Source organism: Mycobacterium yunnanensis, from assembly GCF_025823185.1.
In the GTDB taxonomy this organism is placed as follows: Bacteria; Actinomycetota; Actinomycetes; order Mycobacteriales; family Mycobacteriaceae; genus Mycobacterium; species Mycobacterium yunnanensis.
In genome coordinates this window covers 182,988-201,301 of the sequence record NZ_JACKVK010000013.1, presented here as the reverse complement: position 1 = coordinate 201,301, position 18,314 = coordinate 182,988, and the positions used below count along the sequence as shown (strand labels likewise).

18 protein-coding genes are annotated in these 18,314 nt (G+C 69.3%); 11 read left to right on the top strand and 7 right to left on the bottom strand.

All coding sequences use genetic code 11. The features are described 5' to 3' along the window. Positions 1-4: 4 nt before the first annotated feature. The gene (locus H7K45_RS24610; RefSeq protein WP_263998673.1) at positions 5-1,111 is read left to right on the top strand and encodes a branched-chain amino acid aminotransferase; all 1,107 of its coding nucleotides are present in this window, start codon (positions 5-7) and stop codon (positions 1,109-1,111) included. On the opposite strand, the gene H7K45_RS24605 is transcribed toward H7K45_RS24610, so the two are convergent. Next, on the bottom strand, positions 1,112-1,471 hold the full coding sequence (locus tag H7K45_RS24605; RefSeq protein ID WP_263998671.1) for an ArsR/SmtB family transcription factor: 360 nt from the start codon (positions 1,469-1,471) through the stop codon (positions 1,112-1,114). A 94-nt stretch (positions 1,472-1,565) separates the two neighbouring features. Between H7K45_RS24605 and mgtA the strand changes: the two genes are divergently transcribed. After that, positions 1,566-4,205, top strand: coding sequence for a magnesium-translocating P-type ATPase (mgtA, locus tag H7K45_RS24600; RefSeq protein WP_263998669.1), 2,640 nt, complete (start codon positions 1,566-1,568; stop codon positions 4,203-4,205). A 9-nt stretch (positions 4,206-4,214) separates the two neighbouring features. Here mgtA and H7K45_RS24595 read toward each other — a convergent pair whose 3' ends face one another. Continuing rightward, the gene (locus H7K45_RS24595; RefSeq protein ID WP_263998668.1) at positions 4,215-4,505 is read right to left on the bottom strand and encodes a hypothetical protein; all 291 of its coding nucleotides are present in this window, start codon (positions 4,503-4,505) and stop codon (positions 4,215-4,217) included. A gap of 157 nt (positions 4,506-4,662) precedes the next feature. Between H7K45_RS24595 and H7K45_RS24590 the strand changes: the two genes are divergently transcribed. Together H7K45_RS24590 and H7K45_RS24585 are read left to right on the top strand one after the other, a co-directional pair. Beyond that, positions 4,663-5,967, top strand: a complete 1,305-nt coding sequence (locus H7K45_RS24590) for a magnesium transporter MgtE N-terminal domain-containing protein (RefSeq protein WP_263998667.1) — start codon at positions 4,663-4,665, stop codon at positions 5,965-5,967. After that, entirely contained in the window at positions 5,964-7,589 is a 1,626-nt protein-coding gene (locus H7K45_RS24585) for an NRAMP family divalent metal transporter (protein WP_263998666.1), read from the top strand. Before H7K45_RS24590 ends, H7K45_RS24585 begins: the two co-directional genes overlap by 4 nt. On the opposite strand, the gene H7K45_RS24580 is transcribed toward H7K45_RS24585, so the two are convergent. The 3 genes from H7K45_RS24580 to H7K45_RS24570 are packed head-to-tail and all read right to left on the bottom strand — an operon-like array spanning position 7,586 to position 9,525. Continuing rightward, complete coding sequence (locus tag H7K45_RS24580) at positions 7,586-8,311, bottom strand: adenosylcobinamide-GDP ribazoletransferase (protein WP_263998665.1); 726 nt, start codon at positions 8,309-8,311, stop codon at positions 7,586-7,588. The genes H7K45_RS24585 and H7K45_RS24580 overlap by 4 nt on opposite strands. After that, the gene (locus H7K45_RS24575) at positions 8,308-8,841 is read right to left on the bottom strand and encodes a bifunctional adenosylcobinamide kinase/adenosylcobinamide-phosphate guanylyltransferase (protein WP_263998664.1); all 534 of its coding nucleotides are present in this window, start codon (positions 8,839-8,841) and stop codon (positions 8,308-8,310) included. The genes H7K45_RS24580 and H7K45_RS24575 overlap by 4 nt, the downstream gene beginning before the upstream one ends. Before the next feature lie 6 nt (positions 8,842-8,847). Beyond that, positions 8,848-9,525, bottom strand: coding sequence for a DUF3043 domain-containing protein (locus H7K45_RS24570; protein ID WP_263998663.1), 678 nt, complete (start codon positions 9,523-9,525; stop codon positions 8,848-8,850). A gap of 85 nt (positions 9,526-9,610) precedes the next feature. Between H7K45_RS24570 and H7K45_RS24565 the strand changes: the two genes are divergently transcribed. Then, a complete protein-coding gene (locus H7K45_RS24565) occupies positions 9,611-10,687 on the top strand; it encodes a glycerate kinase family protein (protein ID WP_263998662.1) in 1,077 nt (358 codons plus the stop codon). A 75-nt stretch (positions 10,688-10,762) separates the two neighbouring features. Then, positions 10,763-11,128 carry a HesB/IscA family protein gene (locus tag H7K45_RS24560; RefSeq protein ID WP_263998661.1) on the top strand — a complete coding sequence of 122 codons (366 nt, stop codon included), beginning with the start codon at positions 10,763-10,765 and terminating at the stop codon, positions 11,126-11,128. A gap of 21 nt (positions 11,129-11,149) precedes the next feature. Here H7K45_RS24560 and H7K45_RS24555 read toward each other — a convergent pair whose 3' ends face one another. Further along, positions 11,150-11,797, bottom strand: coding sequence for an Rv0361 family membrane protein (locus H7K45_RS24555; protein WP_263998660.1), 648 nt, complete (start codon positions 11,795-11,797; stop codon positions 11,150-11,152). A gap of 75 nt (positions 11,798-11,872) precedes the next feature. Between H7K45_RS24555 and H7K45_RS24550 the strand changes: the two genes are divergently transcribed. Then, positions 11,873-12,847: a carbohydrate kinase family protein gene (locus H7K45_RS24550; RefSeq protein ID WP_263998659.1), complete on the top strand. Its 975-nt coding sequence runs from the start codon at positions 11,873-11,875 to the stop codon at positions 12,845-12,847. 4 nt (positions 12,848-12,851) lie between these two features. Here the strand turns inward: H7K45_RS24550 and asnB are convergent, their stop codons facing one another. Continuing rightward, positions 12,852-14,795 carry an asparagine synthase (glutamine-hydrolyzing) gene (asnB, locus tag H7K45_RS24545; RefSeq protein WP_263998658.1) on the bottom strand — a complete coding sequence of 648 codons (1,944 nt, stop codon included), beginning with the start codon at positions 14,793-14,795 and terminating at the stop codon, positions 12,852-12,854. 127 nt (positions 14,796-14,922) lie between these two features. Here asnB and ctaC point away from each other — a divergent pair, with 127 nt between their 5' ends. The 4 genes from ctaC (at position 14,923) to H7K45_RS24525 (ending at position 18,052) form a co-directional block, all read left to right on the top strand. After that, positions 14,923-15,954 carry an aa3-type cytochrome oxidase subunit II gene (gene ctaC, locus H7K45_RS24540; RefSeq protein WP_263998656.1) on the top strand — a complete coding sequence of 344 codons (1,032 nt, stop codon included), beginning with the start codon at positions 14,923-14,925 and terminating at the stop codon, positions 15,952-15,954. 12 nt (positions 15,955-15,966) lie between these two features. Further along, complete coding sequence (locus H7K45_RS24535) at positions 15,967-16,386, top strand: cytochrome c oxidase subunit 4 (protein WP_263998654.1); 420 nt, start codon at positions 15,967-15,969, stop codon at positions 16,384-16,386. A 164-nt stretch (positions 16,387-16,550) separates the two neighbouring features. Continuing rightward, positions 16,551-17,396: an MmpS family transport accessory protein gene (locus H7K45_RS24530; RefSeq protein WP_263998653.1), complete on the top strand. Its 846-nt coding sequence runs from the start codon at positions 16,551-16,553 to the stop codon at positions 17,394-17,396. Then, positions 17,396-18,052, top strand: coding sequence for a DUF2561 family protein (locus tag H7K45_RS24525; RefSeq protein ID WP_263998652.1), 657 nt, complete (start codon positions 17,396-17,398; stop codon positions 18,050-18,052). The genes H7K45_RS24530 and H7K45_RS24525 overlap by 1 nt, the downstream gene beginning before the upstream one ends. Positions 18,053-18,314 lie beyond the last annotated feature (262 nt).

The window sequence follows — 18,314 nt, the reverse complement described above, 5'->3', positions numbered from 1 at the left end:
CCACATGACTGACCGCTCCCTGGACTTCACGCTTGCCCGCAATGCGCATCCGGCAAGTGACGAAGTACGGGCCGGAATTCTGGCCGACCCCGGGTTCGGCCGGTACTTCACCGACCACATGGTCTCGGTGGACTACACCGAGTCAGACGGCTGGCACGACGCCACGGTGCTGCCCTACGGCCCGATCCAACTGGACCCGTCGTCGGTGGTGCTGCACTACGCGCAGGAAGTGTTCGAGGGTCTGAAGGCCTATCGATGGAGCGACGGTTCCATCGTGTCGTTCCGGCCGGAGGCCAACGCCGCGCGACTGCGGACCTCGGCCAGGCGGCTGGCCATCCCCGAACTGCCCGACGAGGTGTTCCTCGAATCGCTGCGCCAGATCATCGCGGTCGACGGTGACTGGGTGCCTGCCGCCGGTGGCGAGGAGTCGCTCTACCTCCGTCCGTTCATCTTCGCGACGGAGTCGGGCCTTGGCGTGCGACCGGCCGTCGAGTACCGCTACATGGTGATCGCGTCACCCGCGGGCGCGTACTTCAAGGGTGGCCTCAAGCCGGTGTCGGTGTGGCTGTCGACGGAGTACGTGCGGGCCAGCCCCGGCGGCACGGGCGCGGCCAAATTCGGCGGCAACTACGCCGCGTCGCTGCTCGCCCAGGCCGAGGCCACCGACCACGGCTGCGACCAGGTGGTGTGGCTCGACGCCCTCGAACGGCGCTACGTCGAGGAGATGGGCGGCATGAACCTGTTCTTCGTCTACGGCAGCGGCGGTACCGCGCGGTTGGTCACCCCCGAGCTCAGTGGCTCGCTGCTGCCGGGGATCACGCGAGATTCGTTGCTGCAGTTGGCATCCGACGCGGGGTATTCGGTCGAGGAACGCAAGATCGACGTCGACGAATGGCAGAAGAAGGCCGCCGCGGGGGAGATCACCGAGGTGTTCGCCTGCGGCACCGCCGCGGTGATCACCCCGGTCTCGCACGTGAAGTCCGCCGACGGCGAGTTCACCATCGCCGACGGCCAACCGGGCGAGGTCACCATGGCACTGCGCGACACCCTGACCGGTATTCAGCGTGGCAAGTTCGCCGACACCCACGACTGGATGACCCGGCTCGGCTGATCAGCCGTTGGCCGACCGTCGTCCCCGACGGCGCGGGGCCTCGTCGAGCGTGGCGGCATTCGATTCCACGGCGAGGCGGACGACCTGCTGCGCCAGGACGTCGCTGACGTAGTAGACCTGGCGCCTGCCGTCACGGCGGGCGTCGACGACACCGGCCAGTTTGAGCTTGCCGAGGTGGTGGCTGACGGTGGCCATCGACTGCCCGGTCTCCTCGGCGAGGGTGCCAACGTCCCGCTCGCCGAGGGACAGCAACCACACGAGGTGCAGGCGTACGGTCGCCGACAGCATGGCGAACATACCTGCGGTGTCTTGAATTAGCTGCTCGGAGACCCTGGCCTCGGGTGACTGGCCGGCGGCCACGGGCACTCCTTCCTGACGACGTCTGGATAGGTTCCCGCAAGTTGGACGCTGTGACAACCGTTTGATCGTCTGTTCCCGTCGACGAGGATCCGGCATGGCCCTGCAGTCACTCGTGACCACCCGCCGCGGTCCGACGCCGTCCGGAGACGAGCCGCGGTTGGCCGAACTCGCCAATGCGCCGTCGTTCGTCGCATTCCAGCGGTTGGCCAGCTCCCCGAATGGCCTGACCGAGCAGAGCGCTGCCGAGCGGGCCGCCGAGTTCGGGGAGAACAGGCCGGGCTGCTACGTCGACGACCGGGTGGCCGCACGGGTCGTGGCTGCCGTGCGCAGCCCGTTCGTCGCCCTGCTCAGCGTGCTCGGCATGGTGCTGATCGCCGTCGGCGACCAGGGGGGCGCGGTTACCGTCGCCGTGGTCGTGTCCTCGGCGGTGGGGCTGCGGCTGTGGCAGCAGACGCGCGCGGACAGGGCGGTGCGCGGGCTGCGTCGGCAGTCGTCGACGACGGCCACCGTCCGACGCAGGCCCGGGGCCGGGCAGCCGGCCGTCGACCGCGAGGTCTCGGTTCGCGACCTGGTGCCCGGTGACGTCGTCGTGCTCGTCGCCGGTGACGTCGTCCCGGCCGATCTTCGGATCGTCACCGCTGCCGGCCTGATGCTGGATCAGGCCGTGGTGAGCGGGGAGTCGATGCCGGTGCCCAAGGCGCCCCCGGCCGCCGACGTCGACCCCCGGACCGACGTCGGATTCGACACCTCGTCGCTGTGCTTCACCGGAACGACGGTGGTCTCCGGGACCGGTACGGCGCTGGTGGTGGCGACGGGCCCGGCCACGCTGCACGACGCGCTGGCGCGAACGGTCGCCGATCTGCGTCCCACGTCGAGCTTCGAGCAAGGCGTGCGCACGGTCGGGCTGGTGCTGATCCGCTTCATGCTGGTGATGGCGCCCGTGGTCTTCGTCGTCAGCGGTCTGGTCACCGAGGACTGGCGCCGAGCCGCGTTGTCCGCGGTGTCCGTGGCAGTCGGGCTGACACCGGAGATGCTGCCGGTGATCGTCACGGCCAACCTGGCCCGCGGCGCGACCAGGTTGGCGCGAGATCGGGTGATAGTCAACCGGCTCGAGGCGATCCAGGATCTCGGCGCGATGGACGTGTTGTGCGTCGACAAGACCGGCACGCTGACCGAGGACCGGGTGGTGTACGCGCACGCCGTCGACCCGGCGGGGGCCGTCGACGACTCCGTCGGCGAACTCGCCCACCTCGCGGTGTCGCTTCAGGACTGCCCCTACGACGTCCTCGACGAGGCGATCGTGGAACGGATGGCCGGCGCCGATGCGGCGCTGCTCGCCGATGCGGCCTTCGACAAGGTCGACGAGATCGCCTTCGACCACACCCGGCGGCTGGCCACCGTCGTCGTCCGCCGTCGGCGGGACGAGCACATCCTCGTCACCCACGGTGACCCGTCGGCCGTCATCGCCTGTTGCGACCGGATTCGATTGGCCGGCAACGTGATCGAGATGGACGACGAGCGCATCGCCGATGCGATGTCCGTCGTGCGCGACTGCGGCGCCCGCGGGATGCGGACGTTGGCCGTGGCGGTCCGAGACGGCCGGGCACGCCTCGAGCGCTACACCGAACGCGACGAGCACGCCATGGTCCTCATCGGATTCCTCGGGTTCGTCGACCCCGTGCGCGTCGGTGCCGACGCGGCGATCGAGACCCTGGCCGGACACGGCGTCGCGGTGAAGATGCTGACCGGCGACGGTGAGGACATCGCGCGCATCGTGGCCGAGCGGGTCGGATTGGCCCCCGGTGACCCGGTGCTCGGCAGCCAGGTCGACGCCGCCGACGACGCCGGACTCGGGGCGCTCGTCGAGGGAGCCACCGTGTTCGCGCGCTTGACGCCCGCACACAAGGCCAGGATCGTGGGTGCGTTGCGCAGCACGGGACACACGGTCGGATTCATCGGCGACGGCGTCAACGACGTTCCCGCACTGCGCGTTGCGGATGCGGGCATCGCCGCCGACGACGCCTCCGACGCGGCGAAGGGGGCCGCCGACCTGATCCTCCTCGAGGACGGCTTGGACGTCCTGGCCCGTGGTGTGATCGAAGGTCGTCGCACGCTGTCGAACACCATGAAGTACGTCAAGATCACCGCGAGCTCGAACTTCGGCAACGTGTTCACGGTGCTGATCGCGTCGGCATTCCTGCCGTTCCTTCCCATGTTGCCGGTGCAGTTCATCGTGCAGAACCTGCTGTACGACGCCGCGCAGCTGGCGCTGGCGTGGGATCGCGCCGAAGACGACTATCTGCGCTCGCCGCGCCGCTGGAATCCCAGTGGGCTGGTGCGTTTCATGCTCTGGTTCGGACCGCTGAGTTCGTTGTTCGACGTGGCGACGTTCGCCGTGCTGTGGTGGATCTTCGACACCGCGCATCGGCCGGCCCCCTTTCACACCGGGTGGTTCGTCGAGGGATTGCTGACCCAGTTGCTGATCGTGCTGGTGCTGCGCGTCAGGACGGCGCCGTGGCGGGGCGCGGGACCGTCGCGTCCCGTGGTGGTCGCGTCGTCGGGGGCCGCGGCTGTCGGACTGTTGCTTCCCCTTACATCCGTGGGGGCACGGCTGGGGTTGGTGGCTCTGCCGTGGGTCTACCTGCTCTGGATCGCCGCCGCCATGACGGCATATGCGCTGTCGGCCCAGTTCGCGAAGCGGTGCTACGTGCGGCGCCACGCCGACTGGCTGTAGGACGGGGCCTCACCCCTTGCTGCCGTAGAACGTGGCCTTCACCGACGGGCTGGCCTCCGGGGTGGCCATCGCCGTCGGAGCGTCGTCGTTGCCCAGCGCGACCGTCTCGGTGGTCGTCGAGGCGAGCTTCATCGCCGTGACGACCGGCTGCGTGTACATGGTCGTCGTAGCCGAGTCACCGGAGCCGCCGGCGACCGCCTGATGGGGTGCCGGGCCTGCACTGCCCACGATCGCGGCGGCAGTGGCGACGGCGCAGGCGCCCACGGCGGCGGCCGTCGACTTCAGTCGTTGATTGGTCATTCTCGCTCCTCGGGTCGGGGGGTCGACACCGTCGAGTAGAAGCCTCAACACTCAAATAGTCAAACGATTGTACAACTATCGGAAGGTGATGTTCAGGCCCCTGACATGTTCGCGCGCAACGATCCTCGTCGAGCGCGACGAGCCGAGGAGGCCCACCATGACTGAATCGACCACCGTCGGGGAGCACACCGGCCCCGAGGCGACCACGATCTCGTTGTCGGATCTGCTGCGCGCGCCAGTGGTCGCCAGTGCCGGCGAGACCATCGGCCGGGTCGTCGACGTCACCGTCCGACTGCGCGGACCGGACGCCTATCCGGAGGTCACCGGTCTGGTCGCCGCGATGGGCGGCCGTCGCGTCTTCGTCGCCGCCCGCACCGTCGACCAGTGGCGACCAGGCCGGGTGACGTTGACTGGCAACGCCGTCGACCTGCGCAGCTTTCAGCGCCACGACGGCGAGGTGTTGCTGCGGGCCGACGTGCTCGGCCACCGCCTCATCGACGTGGCGGCCGCAGAACTGGTGCGCGCCTATGACGTCGAGCTGGAGCACACCGGTCGAGGGTGGTCCCCGGTGCGCTTGGACACCCGGCGTCGGCCGCGGTTCTTCGGTCTGTTCGGATCCAACGACGTTGCCTCCGTGCGGGATTGGCGGTCCTTCGAACCGCTCATCGGTGACGGACGCTCGGCCGCGGCGCGCCGGGTCGCGGGTCGGGTCGGCGCGCTCAAGCCCGCTCAGATCGCCGACCTGCTCGAGGACGCCGACCGCGCCGAGGGTTTCGAGATCCTCGACCGTGTCCGCAGCAATCCCGGACTCGAGGCCGACGTGTTCTCCGAACTCGACTCCGACAAGGCCAGCCAGCTGCTCGACGGCATGCCCGATGCCGACGTCGCCGGACTGCTCGGCCGGATGCGCGCCGACGACGCCGCCGACGCGATCGTCGACCTGCGCCAGTCGCGCCGGCTGCGGGTCCTCGATTTGATGCCCGCCCCGCAACGCGTCAAGGTGACGACCCTGATGGGCTTCAACCCAGACACCGCAGGCGGGCTGATGAACACCGACGTGACGACCTGCGCTGCCACCGCAACCGCAGGCGAGGCGCTTGCGGTGATCGCCGCCGCGACCACGCTGGCGCCCGAGGCGCTGTTGAAGGTCCACGTCCTCGACGAGGGTGCCCACCTGGTCGGGCTGGTCTCGGTGATCGCCCTGCTGCAGAGCGAGCCCGCCACTGCCGTCGTCGCGCTGATGGATTCGGACCCGTCCCGGGTAGATGCCGCCGTCGACCTCGCCGACGTGGCCCTGCTGATGGCGGACTACGACCTGTACCTGGTGCCCGTCGTCGACGACGAGGACCGCGTGCTTGGCGTGGTGACGGTCGACGACGTGCTGCAGGCGACCATCCCCGAGGACTGGCGACGTCGCGAACCCGCGCCCCGGGCCGTCCGAGCCGCCCGGTACCCGTCGTGACCGCCGATCCCCGCCTGCGCACGGCGGTACTGGACAGCGCCCACCTCGGCGACATCGAGGGTGCCTTCGGCCGGATCTCGGTCGACGCCGGCGACCGGCCACGCACGCTGAAGGTGCGACTCGTGACGATGCTCGCGATCGTGGGTCCGGGCCTCGTCGTGATGGTCGGCGACAACGACGCGGGCGGCGTGTCCACCTACGCCCAGGCCGGGCAGAACTACGGCTACAGCCTAATGTGGGTCCTGCTGCTGCTCATCCCGGTGCTCGTGGTCAACCAGGAGATGGTGGTGCGCCTCGGCGCGGTCACCGGCGTCGGGCATGCGCGGCTCATCAACGAGCGGTTCGGCCGGGGCTGGGGCTGGTTCTCCGTCGGTGACCTCTTCGTCCTGAACTTCCTGACCATCGTCACCGAGTTCATCGGAATCGGCCTTGCCGCAGACTACTTCGGCATCTCCCGGTACGTCGTCGTGCCCACCGCAGCCGTCGCGCTGGTGGCCGTCATGGCCTCGGGAAGCTTTCGTCGGTGGGAACGGGCCATGTTCGCATTCATCGCCATCACCCTGCTGCAAGTGCCCATGCTGCTGATGTCGCACCCCGACTTCGGCCGTGCAGCAAGGGACTTCGTGGTGCCCGGCATCTCCGGCGGAGTGAGCTCGGACGCGGTGCTGCTGATCATCGCCATCGTCGGCACCACCGTGGCCCCGTGGCAGCTGTTCTTCCAGCAGTCCAACATCGTCGACAAGCGCATCACGCCACGCTTCATCGGCTACGAACGCGCCGACACCGTGCTCGGCGCGTTCGTCGTGGTGCTTGGCGCCGCGGCACTGGTCATGACCGGCGACTGGGCCGCCCGGTCCACCGGGACCGAGGGCGCCTTCACCGACGCCGGCGCGGTCGCCGAGCTGCTCGGCCACGGTGACCATCTGCTGGGGTCGATCTTCGCGATCGTGCTGCTGGACGCCTCCGTCGTCGGCGCGGCCGCGGTGACACTGGCCACCAGCTACGCCTTCGGGGACGTGTTCGGCATCAAGCACTCCTTGCACCGGAGCTTCTCCGACGCCAAGCGCTTCTACCTGTCCTACACCGCCATGGTCGCCCTCGCCGCGGGGGTCGTGCTCATCCCCGGCGCGCCGCTGGGCGTGATCACCACGGCCGTGCAGGCCCTGGCCGGCTTGCTGCTGCCCAGTGCGAGCGTCTTCCTGCTGCTGCTGTGCAACGACCGGGAAGTGTTGGGTCCGTGGGTGAATCGGCGGTGGCTCAACGTGGTGGCCATCGTGATCGTGGCGGTTCTGCTGGTCCTGTCGGGAATCCTGATGGCCACCACGCTGTTCCCGGACCTCGACGTCGTCGAGACGGCCGAGGGTCTGAGCGCGGTGCTCGCGGTGGCCGGCGCGGTGGCGATGGTGGCGCTGCGCCTCGCGGCCAGTCGGCGGCCGCCCTCGAGCCCGCCGCCGCTGCCCAGCGGCCTGGACCGCGCGACGTGGCGCATGCCGCCGCTGACGCTGCTGCGACCGGTGACGTGGTCGGCGGGCACCCGCACCGGCATGCTGGCACTGCGTGGCTACCTGGTGCTCGGCGCGCTGCTGCTCATCGTGAAGGCGCTGCAGCTCGGGCGGGGTTAGCGCACCACAAGGCCCAGCGCGGCGACGGTGGTCGTCAGTTCCACGCACGCACCGAGTACGTCACCGGTGACGCCGCCGAACCGACGGACGCAGTGGCGCAGCAGGAGTGCGGTGATCCCGAGGGCGACGGCCACGGCGAGGGGACCCTGCCACGGCCGGTGGGTGGCGAACACCGAGCCGGTGGCGAGCGCCACGATCCACGCGGCGGCCACCCATCCCGGTTGAGATCCCGCCACCAGCGCGGCCAGGGTGCCGCCGGGCGCCGCGGGGACGCCCCGGCGGCAGGCCGTCACCACCGCGACCCGGCCCGCCGTCACCGCCACGACGATGGCCGCCGGGTCGAGCATGCTGAACGCCAGGCCCTGGACGACGATCGCCACCACGATCGCGGCGACGCCGAACGGACCTGCCGGTCCGTCACGCATGACCGCCAGCGCCCGTTCCGGCGGGCCGTAGCAGCCCAATCCGTCGACGGTGTCGGCGAACCCGTCGACGTGCAGACCCCGCGTCGCGAGCAGCAGCACCGCCACCACGGCCATCCCGGTCAGCGGACTCGTCGACCCGAACGCGTGCCCCGCCAGCCAGGCCGCCGCGGCCGCCACCGCCCCGAGAGCCACCCCCACCACCGGCAAGGCGGTCAACGCGCCCCGGCCGAAGGGCTGCCGGGTACGAATCGGTACGACCGTACCGAACGCGAACGCCGAAGCGAGCGAACCGATCACGACGACGGCCCGTCCTTGACCGTCAGCGGTTGCCCGGCCACCACCAGGACCACGCGGTGACACGCCGCCGCGAGGCGCTGGTTGAGCAGGCCCAGCGCATCGGCGAACAGTCGACCCGCCGCGGTGGCCGGCACCACCGTCAAACCCACCTCGGGGCTGACCAGTGCCAGCGGACCGCAAAACGCCTCGACGGCGGCGACCAGGTCGTCCACGTCGGGCTCGACGCTCCCGCCGGTCCAGGCGTCACGCCGATCCATCGCACCGACCAGCCACCCCCCGACGTCGTCGACCAGGGTGGGCACCTGCGCGTCGGCCCGCAAGAGCGTTGCCACGTCGGCACTCTCGACCGTCGACCACCGGTGGTCACGGCGGCGACGATGGGTGTCGACCCTGGCCACCCAGTCCGGATCGTCGGACACGGCTCCGGTGGCCACATACCGGATCGGGCCGGCCGCGGCGTCCTGGACGAGGGCGGTCTCGGCCCACTGCGACTTGCCGGACCGGATGCCGCCGAGCGCGAGGACGCGCACGACGACTCAGGCGACCGTGGCGCCGCGCTCGACCTGGGGGCGCGGTGCCCGCATGCGGCGCAGCTGAGACGCCCGGCTGGCGGCGTAGAAGCCCAGCTTCCATCCGCTCTCGGTGTTGTCGGGGAACTTCGCGTCGACTGCCTTGTTGACCTTGCGGCCGATCAGCAGGCCGTCGGCCACCATGACGAGCACCAGGCCAAGCATGACGAATTGCACGTAGTACTGGATCTGCACCGACGGCAACGACAGCATCACGAAGACCAGCGCCAGCGCGGCGGGCATGAACAGACCGAGCAGGTTGCGCCGGGCGTCGACGACGTCGCGGGCGTAGCGGCGCAGCGGGCCCTTGTCGCGGGGCAGCAGGTACGCGTCCTCACCCGACATCATCTTCTCGCGGCGCTCGGCCAGCGCGGCGCGGCGGACCAGCTTGTCGGCCTTGCGCTCCTCCTTGCTCATCGTCTGCTTGACGGCCTTCTTGCGCTTGCGCGCCTCGGCCGACGTCATCGGAGCGGGAGCGACCGGACCGCGGCTGCGGGTCTGGTTGCGCTTGGGGGTGGGCCGACCCTTGGGGGCCGTCACCCGGGCCCCGGCCTCTCGAGCGGTCGCCAGCTCGGCCTCGGACATCCCGGGGGCGTCGCCCTCTTCGGGTGGGGGACTGTCCTTCTTGCGACCCAGCAGATTCACACCTCACAGGTTACTGACGATGTCGCGGCACTCAACACGAGCCTCCGTACTGTCGAGTAGGCGGCACCCGCCTTACCCTCTTGGGGTGACCCCCGACCTGCGCGTGCTGATCGCACCCGACTGTTACGGCGACAGTCTCACTGCCGTCGACGCGGCCGAGGCCATCGCCACCGGCTGGCAACGAGCCCGGCCGGGCGACCAGCTGACCCTGGCACCACAATCCGACGGCGGTCCGGGGTTCGTCGACGTGTTGGCCACCCGGCTCGGCGAACGTCGGTCGGCTCGAGTCAGCGGTCCGCTGGCCGCCGAGGTAACCGCCGACTGGGTGTTCGACCCCGACTCGTCGATTGCCTACGTCGAATGCGCGCAGGCCTGTGGCCTGGCCATTCTCGGCGGCCCGCCCACGGTGCGGACCGCCGTCGACGCGCACAGCCGCGGCGTCGGCCAACTCGTCGACGCCGCGCTGACCGCCGGCGCCACCCGCGTCGTCGTCGGATTGGGCGGCAGCGCCTGCACCGACGGCGGCCGCGGCTTGGTCGACGCGCTCGGCGGCCTCGACGCCGCCGTGGCGCGGCTCGCGGGCGTCGACCTGGTCGCCGCCACCGACGTGGAACACCCGCTGCTCGGACCCAGGGGAGCGGCGCACGTCTTCGGTCCGCAGAAGGGCGCCGACCCCGCCACCGTCGACCTGCTCGAAGAACGGCTGACCGCCTGGGCCGACACCCTGGAGGCCGCCGCGGGACGCGCCGTGCGCGATCTGCCCGGCGCGGGGGCTGCCGGCGGCCTGGGAGCGGCGCTGCTGGCACTCGGCGGTCGACGGGAATCCGGCGCCGCGGTCATCGCCGAACACACCAACCTGTCCGGTGACGTCGCGTCCTCCGACGTCATCGTCACCGGGGAGGGCCGCTTCGACGACCAGTCGCTGCACGGCAAGGTCGTCAGCGCCCTGGCCTCTGGTGCCGAGCACGCCCAGGTGCTTGTGCTCGCCGGGCAGGTCACCCTCGCCGCCGACGCCTTGGCCGGGGCGGGCATCGCGGCCGCGCACTCGATCACCGACTACGCCGGCTCGATCCAGCTCGCGATGGACGACGCCGCGCGGCAGCTCACCGGGCTGGCCGAGCAGACGGCGTCACGCTGGGCGGCCGCTGAGGGTCGGGAATAGCGCTCCGGCAAGGTACCGTTGAGATATCCGACGCATGACAATCTCCTCGATGAAGATTGGCACTAGGGAGTAGGAATGACTGTTCAGGACGAGTCGACCACGACTACCACCGCCGCCCACGGCGCGATCCTCACCGACGCGGCCGCGGCAAAGGCCAAGTCCCTGCTGGATCAGGAAGGCCGTGACGACCTGAATCTCCGCATCGCCGTCCAGCCCGGCGGGTGTGCGGGTCTGCGCTACGAGTTGGCATTCGACGATCGCTCGCTCGACGGCGATCTGAACGTCGACTTCGGGGGCGTCACGCTGACCGTCGACCGGATGAGTGCGCCGTACCTGCAGGGCGCGACGATCGACTTCGTCGACAGCATCGAGAAGACGGGCTTCACCATCGACAACCCGAACGCCGGCGGATCCTGCGCCTGCGGAGACTCCTTCAACTGAGTCGCGGCCGCGCGACGCCGGTCAGAACTGGCCGGCGTTGCGGGGCAAGTACGAACACACCAGGATGTTCCGGTCCTGGATCAACAGCTGAGCGATGCCTTGGCGTTCCACCTCGCCCTGGCCGCGGCCGGCCGGTGTAGCGCGCATCGTGAACAGCACCTGAGCCTGCGTCGGCGACCACGTCACGATCTTGTCGATCGACGCCACCTTCACCGAGGCGTACTGCCGCCGAAACGCGTCGCTGGTCAGATTGGCCAGGGTCATGTCGGAGCGGCGATCGGTCACCGCGTCGAAGAACCCGCACGAATTGTTGCGGGCCACGGTCTCGTCGTCCCCGTTGGTCAGCGCGTCCAAGAACCCCTGGATCGCTGCCGAGGCGGAGGAATCGGTCACCGTCACCTGGTCGTCGCCCGTGCGCCCGCGGACCAGTACGACGGTGACGACGATCGCCGCGATGAGAGCCAGTGTCAACACCGCGATCAGCACCAGCCGTCCCCGCCGTCGCGGCGACGGGTAGTTCACCGGCGGGGGCAACGTCCCCGGGTACGCCGCGGGCACGGCACCCGGATAGAACGGCAGGCCAGGGGGCTGCATCCCTGCGGGCGGATACGGTTGACGGGGCGTCGATTCCGGGTACGGGGACTCGGGGTACGGGATGGGGCCGGCCATGACGTTGTTAGGCTAGCGCACCGACCTGCTGTTTAGTCTTGGCAGCGCGTGCAACCAACTGAAGGGCAACGCTTCGTGACGATTGTGGTGACCGGATCCATTGCGACCGACCATCTGATGAAGTTCCCCGGCAAGTTCTCCGAGCAGCTGTTGCCCGAGCACCTTCAGAAGGTGTCGCTGAGCTTCCTGGTCGACGACCTCGTCCTGCACCGCGGCGGCGTGGCAGGCAACATGGCCTTCGCGATCGGTGTCCTCGGCGGCGACGTGGCGCTCGTCGGCGCGGCCGGCAAGGACTTCGAGGAGTACCGCAGCTGGCTCGACGAGCACGGCGTCGACTGCTCCAACGTGCTGATCTCGGAGAACGCCTACACCGCCCGTTTCGTCTGCACCACCGACCAGGACATGGCCCAGATCGCGTCGTTCTACCCGGGTGCCATGTCGGAGTCCCGCAACATCTCCCTCGCCGCCGTCGCGGAGAAGGCCGACTCGGTCGACCTCGTCATCGTCGGGGCCAACGATCCCGAGGCGATGTTCCTGCACACCGAGGAGTGCCGCACGCTGGGCCTGCCCTTCGCGGCCGACCCGTCCCAGCAGCTCGCCCGCCTCTCCGGTGAGGAGATCCGCAAGCTCATCGACGGTGCGGCCTACCTGTTCACCAACGACTACGAGTGGGACCTGCTGCTGCAGAAGTCGGGCTGGAGCGAGGCCGAGGTGATGAACCAGATCGGCCTGCGCGTGACCACGCTCGGACCCAAGGGCGTCGACCTGGTGTCGGCGGACGGTACCTCCGTCCACGTGGACGTGGTGCCCGAAACCCATCAGGCCGACCCGACGGGCATCGGCGACGCGTTCCGTGCCGGCTTCCTCACCGGCCGTGCCGCCGGGCTCAGCCTCGAACGGTCGGCCCAGTTGGCCTCGCTGGTCGCGGTGCTCGTGCTCGAGGCGACCGGGCCGCAGGAGTGGACCTGGGACCGCGACGCGGCAATCGAGCGACTGTCGGCCGCCTACGGCGCCGAAGCTGGCCAAGAAATCGGCGCGACGCTGGCCTGACGGCCTACAGCTGCACCGGATACGTCGGTTCGGCGATCTCAGGCACCACGCTGCGTTCGACGAAGATCGCGTGCCACAGCATGAAGATCAACACCGTCCACAGCCGACGGCTGTGATCGGCGGCGCCGGTCCGGTGCTCGTCGAGCATGCGAGCCACCGCGCCCTTGTCGACCAAGTCAGCGGTCTGGGACGACGCGAGCGTCTCGTGTGCCCACTCGAGTAGCTCACCCGAGCGCAACCAGTGCCGGATGGGCACCGGGAAGCCGAGCTTCGCGCGGTTCAGAACGTGGGCGGGCACGATCGGTTCCAGCGCCCGGCGCAACGCGTACTTCGTGGTGGTCCTGGTGATCTTCTGGTCGAACGGCAGGCGCGAGGCCACCGCGAACACCTCGGGATCCAGGAACGGCACCCTCAGTTCCAGCGAGTTGGCCATCGTCATCTTGTCGGCCTTGACCAGGATGTCGCCGCGCAACCACGTGAACAGGTCGACGTGCTGCATCCGGGCCACCGGGTCCCAGCCCCGCGACTCGTCGTACACGGCAGCGGTCACGTCGGTGTGCGTCCACTCCGGCCGGAACCCCGGCAGCACCGCCCGCAGCTGGTCGTCGGAGAAACTCCTGGCGTTGCCGTAGTACCGCTCCTCGAGCGTCAACGACCCCCGGTGCAGCAGGCTCTTGCCGCGCACGCCCTCGGGCAACGGTCGCGACGCGCGGCCCAGGGTGCGGCGCAGCCGGCCGGGCACGTAGTCGAAGGCCTTGAGCGACAAAGGTTCCCGATAGATGGTGTACCCGCCGAACAACTCGTCGGCGCCCTCCCCGGAGAGCACCACCTTGACGTGCTTGCGGGCCTCGCGCGCGATGAAGAACAGCGGCACCAGGGCGGGATCGGCGACCGGCTCGTCGAGATACCAGACGATCTCGGGCAACGCGGCCACGAATTCGGCCTGGCTGACCACCTTGGCGACGTGGCGGGCGCCGATCGCCTCGGCCGAGGCCACGGCCACGTCGATCTCCGAGAAGCCCTCCCGCTCGAACCCGGTGGTGAAGGTGATCAAGCGGGGGTTGTGCCGCATCGCCAGCGCCGCGATGGCCGTCGAGTCGATGCCGCCGGAGAGGAACGCACCCACCGTGACGTCGGCGCGCATGTGCTTGGCCACCGAGTCCTCCAGGACCGCGGTGATCTCGTCGTAGCGGCTCTTCTCCGCGCCCGCGACGAACGGCACCGCCGAGAACCGGGGCGTGAAGTAGCGCGTCACCTCCGGCTCGTGGCCCGGACGGATGCGGGCGTAACTGCCCGATTCCAGCCGGCGCACGCCGCGGTGCAACGTCTCGGGCTCGGGCACGTACTGCAGCACCGTGTAGTGCTGCACGGCCCGCTCGTCGACGCCGAGGTCGACACCCGCGACCGGGGCGAGGTCCAGCAGCGATTTCTTCTCGCTGCCGACGACGGTGCCGCCGGCTGCCGTGGCCATGAACAGCGGCTTGATGCCGAACGGATCGCGCGCACAGAACAGCACGCCGTCGAGGGCGTCCCACAGCGCGAAGGCGAACATGCCCCGCAACCGGGTCAGGGCCTCGGTGCCCCAGTGGTGATAGGCCGCGATGATCGCCTCGCCGTCACCGTCGGTGGCGAACTCGGCGCCGTGCTCGGTGCGCAACTTCTCCCGCAACTCGAGGTAGTTGTAGATCTCGCCGTTGAACACCAGCCGGTAGCGGCCGGGCTGCTCGGGCGGACCCCAGCTCAACGGTTGATGGCTGTGGGCGATGTCGATGATCGACAGCCGGTTGAAGCCCAGCACCACGGTGGGATCGGACGCGTCGTCAGCCCAGGTACCCGGCTCGTCGGGCCCGCGGTGACGCATCAGGTGAGTGGCCCCCGACACCGCGTCGACCAGCCCGGAAGCCGGGTCTGCGGACGGGTTGCGTAGATAGGCCAGCAGTCCGCACATCGCGTCAGTATGCCGAATCCCCAAGGGTCACGGAACCGACACCCCGGTCGCTTCGCTCGAGCCGCCAGGCGTGGTCTACGCTGCGTAGTATTCGCCTGGTTTCACCCATCTTCTAGGAGGCACCGACGTGACCGCACGCTGGTTCCGGTTGGTGGCGTTGTCGGTAGTTCTCGGTGGGACTTCGCTCCTGCTCAGCGGCTGCAGCTGGTCTGAGGCACTTGGCCTCGGCTGGCCCAACGGCATCACGCCCGAAGCCAAGGTCAACCGAGAGCTGTGGATCGCCTGCGTCATCGCAGCGCTGGTCGTCGGCGCCATCGTCTACGTGATGCTGTTCTGGACGAGCGTGTTCCACCGCAAGAAGAAGACCGACACCGACCTGCCCCGCCAGTTCGGCTACAACATGCCGCTCGAGCTCGTCTTGACCGTCGTGCCGTTCCTCATCATCTCGGTGCTCTTCTACTTCACCGTGGTGGTGCAGGAGAAGATGCTGCACAAGGATCCCAACCCCGAGGTCGTCATCGACGTCACCGCCTTCCAGTGGAACTGGAAGTTCGGTTACCAGAAGATCGCCTTCAAGGACGGCACGCTGAACTTCGACGGCGCCGACGCCCAGCGCAAGGCCGCCATGGTGTCCAAGCCCGAGGGCGTCGACGAGCACGGCGAGGAACTCGTCGGCCCGATCAAGGGGCTCAACCCCGAGGACCGCACGTACCTGAACTTCGACAAGGTCGAGACGACGGGTACCAGCAACGAGATTCCAATCCTGGTGCTGCCCAAGGGCAAGCGCATCGAGTTCCAGATCGCCTCGGCCGACGTGATCCACGGCTTCTGGGTGCCGGAGTTCCTCTTCAAGCGCGACGTGATGCCGGATCCGAAGGCCAACAACTCCGACAACGTCTTCCAGGTCAGCGAGATCCAGGAGACCGGCGCGTTCGTCGGTCGCTGCACCGAGATGTGCGGCACGTACCACTCGATGATGAACTTCGAGGTGCGCGTCGTGGAGCCCAACGTGTTCAAGGCCTACCTGCAGTACCGCATCGACCACCCCAACGGAACCAACGCCGACGCGCTCGGAGCGGTGGGGCTGCCCGAGCTGGCGGTCACGACGCACCCGTTCGAGTCGCGCCGCGGCGAGCAGGTTCCGATGGCGAGCAAGTAGGGACGACGACTCATGCACATCGAAGCGAGACTGTTCGAGTTCCTCACCGCGTTCTTCGCCGTCTGCGCCGTCGGCTACGGCGTCCTGACCGGGATCTACGCCAACGGCGGCATCGAATGGGCGGGCACCACGGCGCTCGTCCTGACCACCGGGCTGTCGCTCATCATCGGCACCTTCTTCCGGTTCGTCGCCCGGCGCCTCGACACCCGGCCCGAGGACTACGAAGACGCCGAGATCTCCGACGGCGCAGGCGAGTTGGGCTTCTACAGCCCCAGCAGCTGGTGGCCCTTGCTGATCGCGCTGTCGGCGTCGGTGACCGCCGTGTCGATCGCCCTGTGGTTGCCATGGATGATCGTCGCCGGCGTGTGCATGGTGCTGGCGTCGGCCGCGGGTCTGGTGTTCGAGTACTACACCGGTCCCGAGAAGCACTGATCCCGACGAACTCAAGGTCACGATAGAGGGCCTAGTTGGTCCGTGGGTCGCGCCACCGCGGTCGTCCGGGTGTCGTGTTCGGTAAGGTTGCCGAGGCACGACCACCAGTCACGACCCCGACGCTGACGTCGCGCCACTCGGGCAGTCGAAAAGGACAGGCGTAGATGAGCGGGCCGAATCCCCCAGAGCCGGATTCTCCAGGATCGAAGTCACTGGGGCCGGACGAACCGGATCGGGATTCGCCGAAGACCGGCGAAACCGAGATCTACTCCCGGGCGTACTCCGCCCCGGAGTCCGAACAGTTCACCAGCGCACCGTACGTGCCGGCGGATTCCGCCCTGTACGACTACGACGACTATTCCGCGAAGTCCGAACTCGACGACTCCACCCCACCGCGCTGGCCGTGGGTGGTCGGGGTGGTCGCCATCGTCGCGGCGATCTCGCTGGTGGTCTCCGTCGCCGTCCTGGTGACGCGCACCGACAGCGAAACGCTCGCCACCCCCGACACGAGCACCACGACGACGGTGCCGCCGGTACAAGACGAGATCACCACCACGACGCCACCACCGCCGCCGCCCCCACCGCCGACCACCACCGAAGAACCCCCGCCGCCGCCCCCGGAGACGATCACCGTCACCCAGGAGCCGCCGCCACCGCCGCCGCCCGCGGCCGAAGCGCCGCCGCCCGCGCCGCCGGCCGAGACGGCACCGCCGCCGGCGACCTCCGCCGCACCGGCGGGCCCGCGTTTCATCACCTACACCGTGACGGGTACCAAGGCGCCGCTGGACCGCATCTCGGTGACCTACACCGACGCCTCCGGTCGCCAGCGCACCCAGCAGAACGTCTACATCCCGTGGTCGCTGACGGTCACGCCGATCTCGATGTCGGAATTCGGCTCGGTGCAGGCGTCGAGCCTGCTGCGGTTGAGCAAGCTGAACTGTCAGATCACCACGAGCGACGGGCAGACCATCGCGTCCCAACAGAACAACGATTGGCAGACGAGCTGCTGATGACTACTGACATCGACAATGGAGCGGCGGGGTCCTCGCACGTGCGTCCGCGTCCTGGCACGCCCGACCGCACCGACCGCCTCCTGGTGGTCGCGGCCGTCGCGCTCTGGTTGGCGGCGCTGGGGGCCGCGGTGGCGGCCGTCGTCGCACTCGTCGACTTGGCCAGCGCCCACACCGGCGGTGCCGAGAAGTCGGACACACCCTGGCTGCTGTACGCCGTCATCGGGGTGTCGGCACTGGTGATCGTCGGCGCAATTCCGTTGCTGCTCAAGGCTCGACAGTCGGCGGTGAGCATTCCGTCGCGTACCGAGGGGTCCGGGGAGGCCACGTCCCGGGAGACCCCGTCGGTGGCTCAGCGGTTGCAGCCCTTCGGCGCTCCGGTGCTGCGGCGGTACTCGACGCCGCCGGCCGGGCACCGAGTGGGCTTCCCGACCGCGGCCGTCGAGCAGATCTGGTTGCGTTGCACCGCCTCGCTCGCGGCCTTGATGGGCGCCGCTGCAACGGCAATCGGCGTGGCCACCTATCTGATGGCCACCGATCACGACACGGCGTCCTGGAGCGTGTACGCCGTCGCCGGCCTCATCACGGTGGGCATGATCGCCGTGCCGTGGATCTTCCTGCGCCAGCTTCACGGCGTGCTCGAATCTGCCGCCTAGCACCAGGCACCCGGGGTAGGGGAGTGGGGCCCAGGGTCGAGGGTGGGTTTCCGTACGCAGTCTGCGAGTGCGGCGTGCACGAGCTACACGCTCGGCGACGAATGTGGCCGTCCCACAGACGAACACCGCCCCGACTGTCGTCGCGGTGGGGGAGCGAGGGTTGGCGTCGTGCGCCCCACCGCGTGACGAGCGTGGTGTTCTGTACGCGGTCTGCGAGTGCGGCGTGCACGAGCTACACGCTCGGCGACGAGTGTGGCCGTCC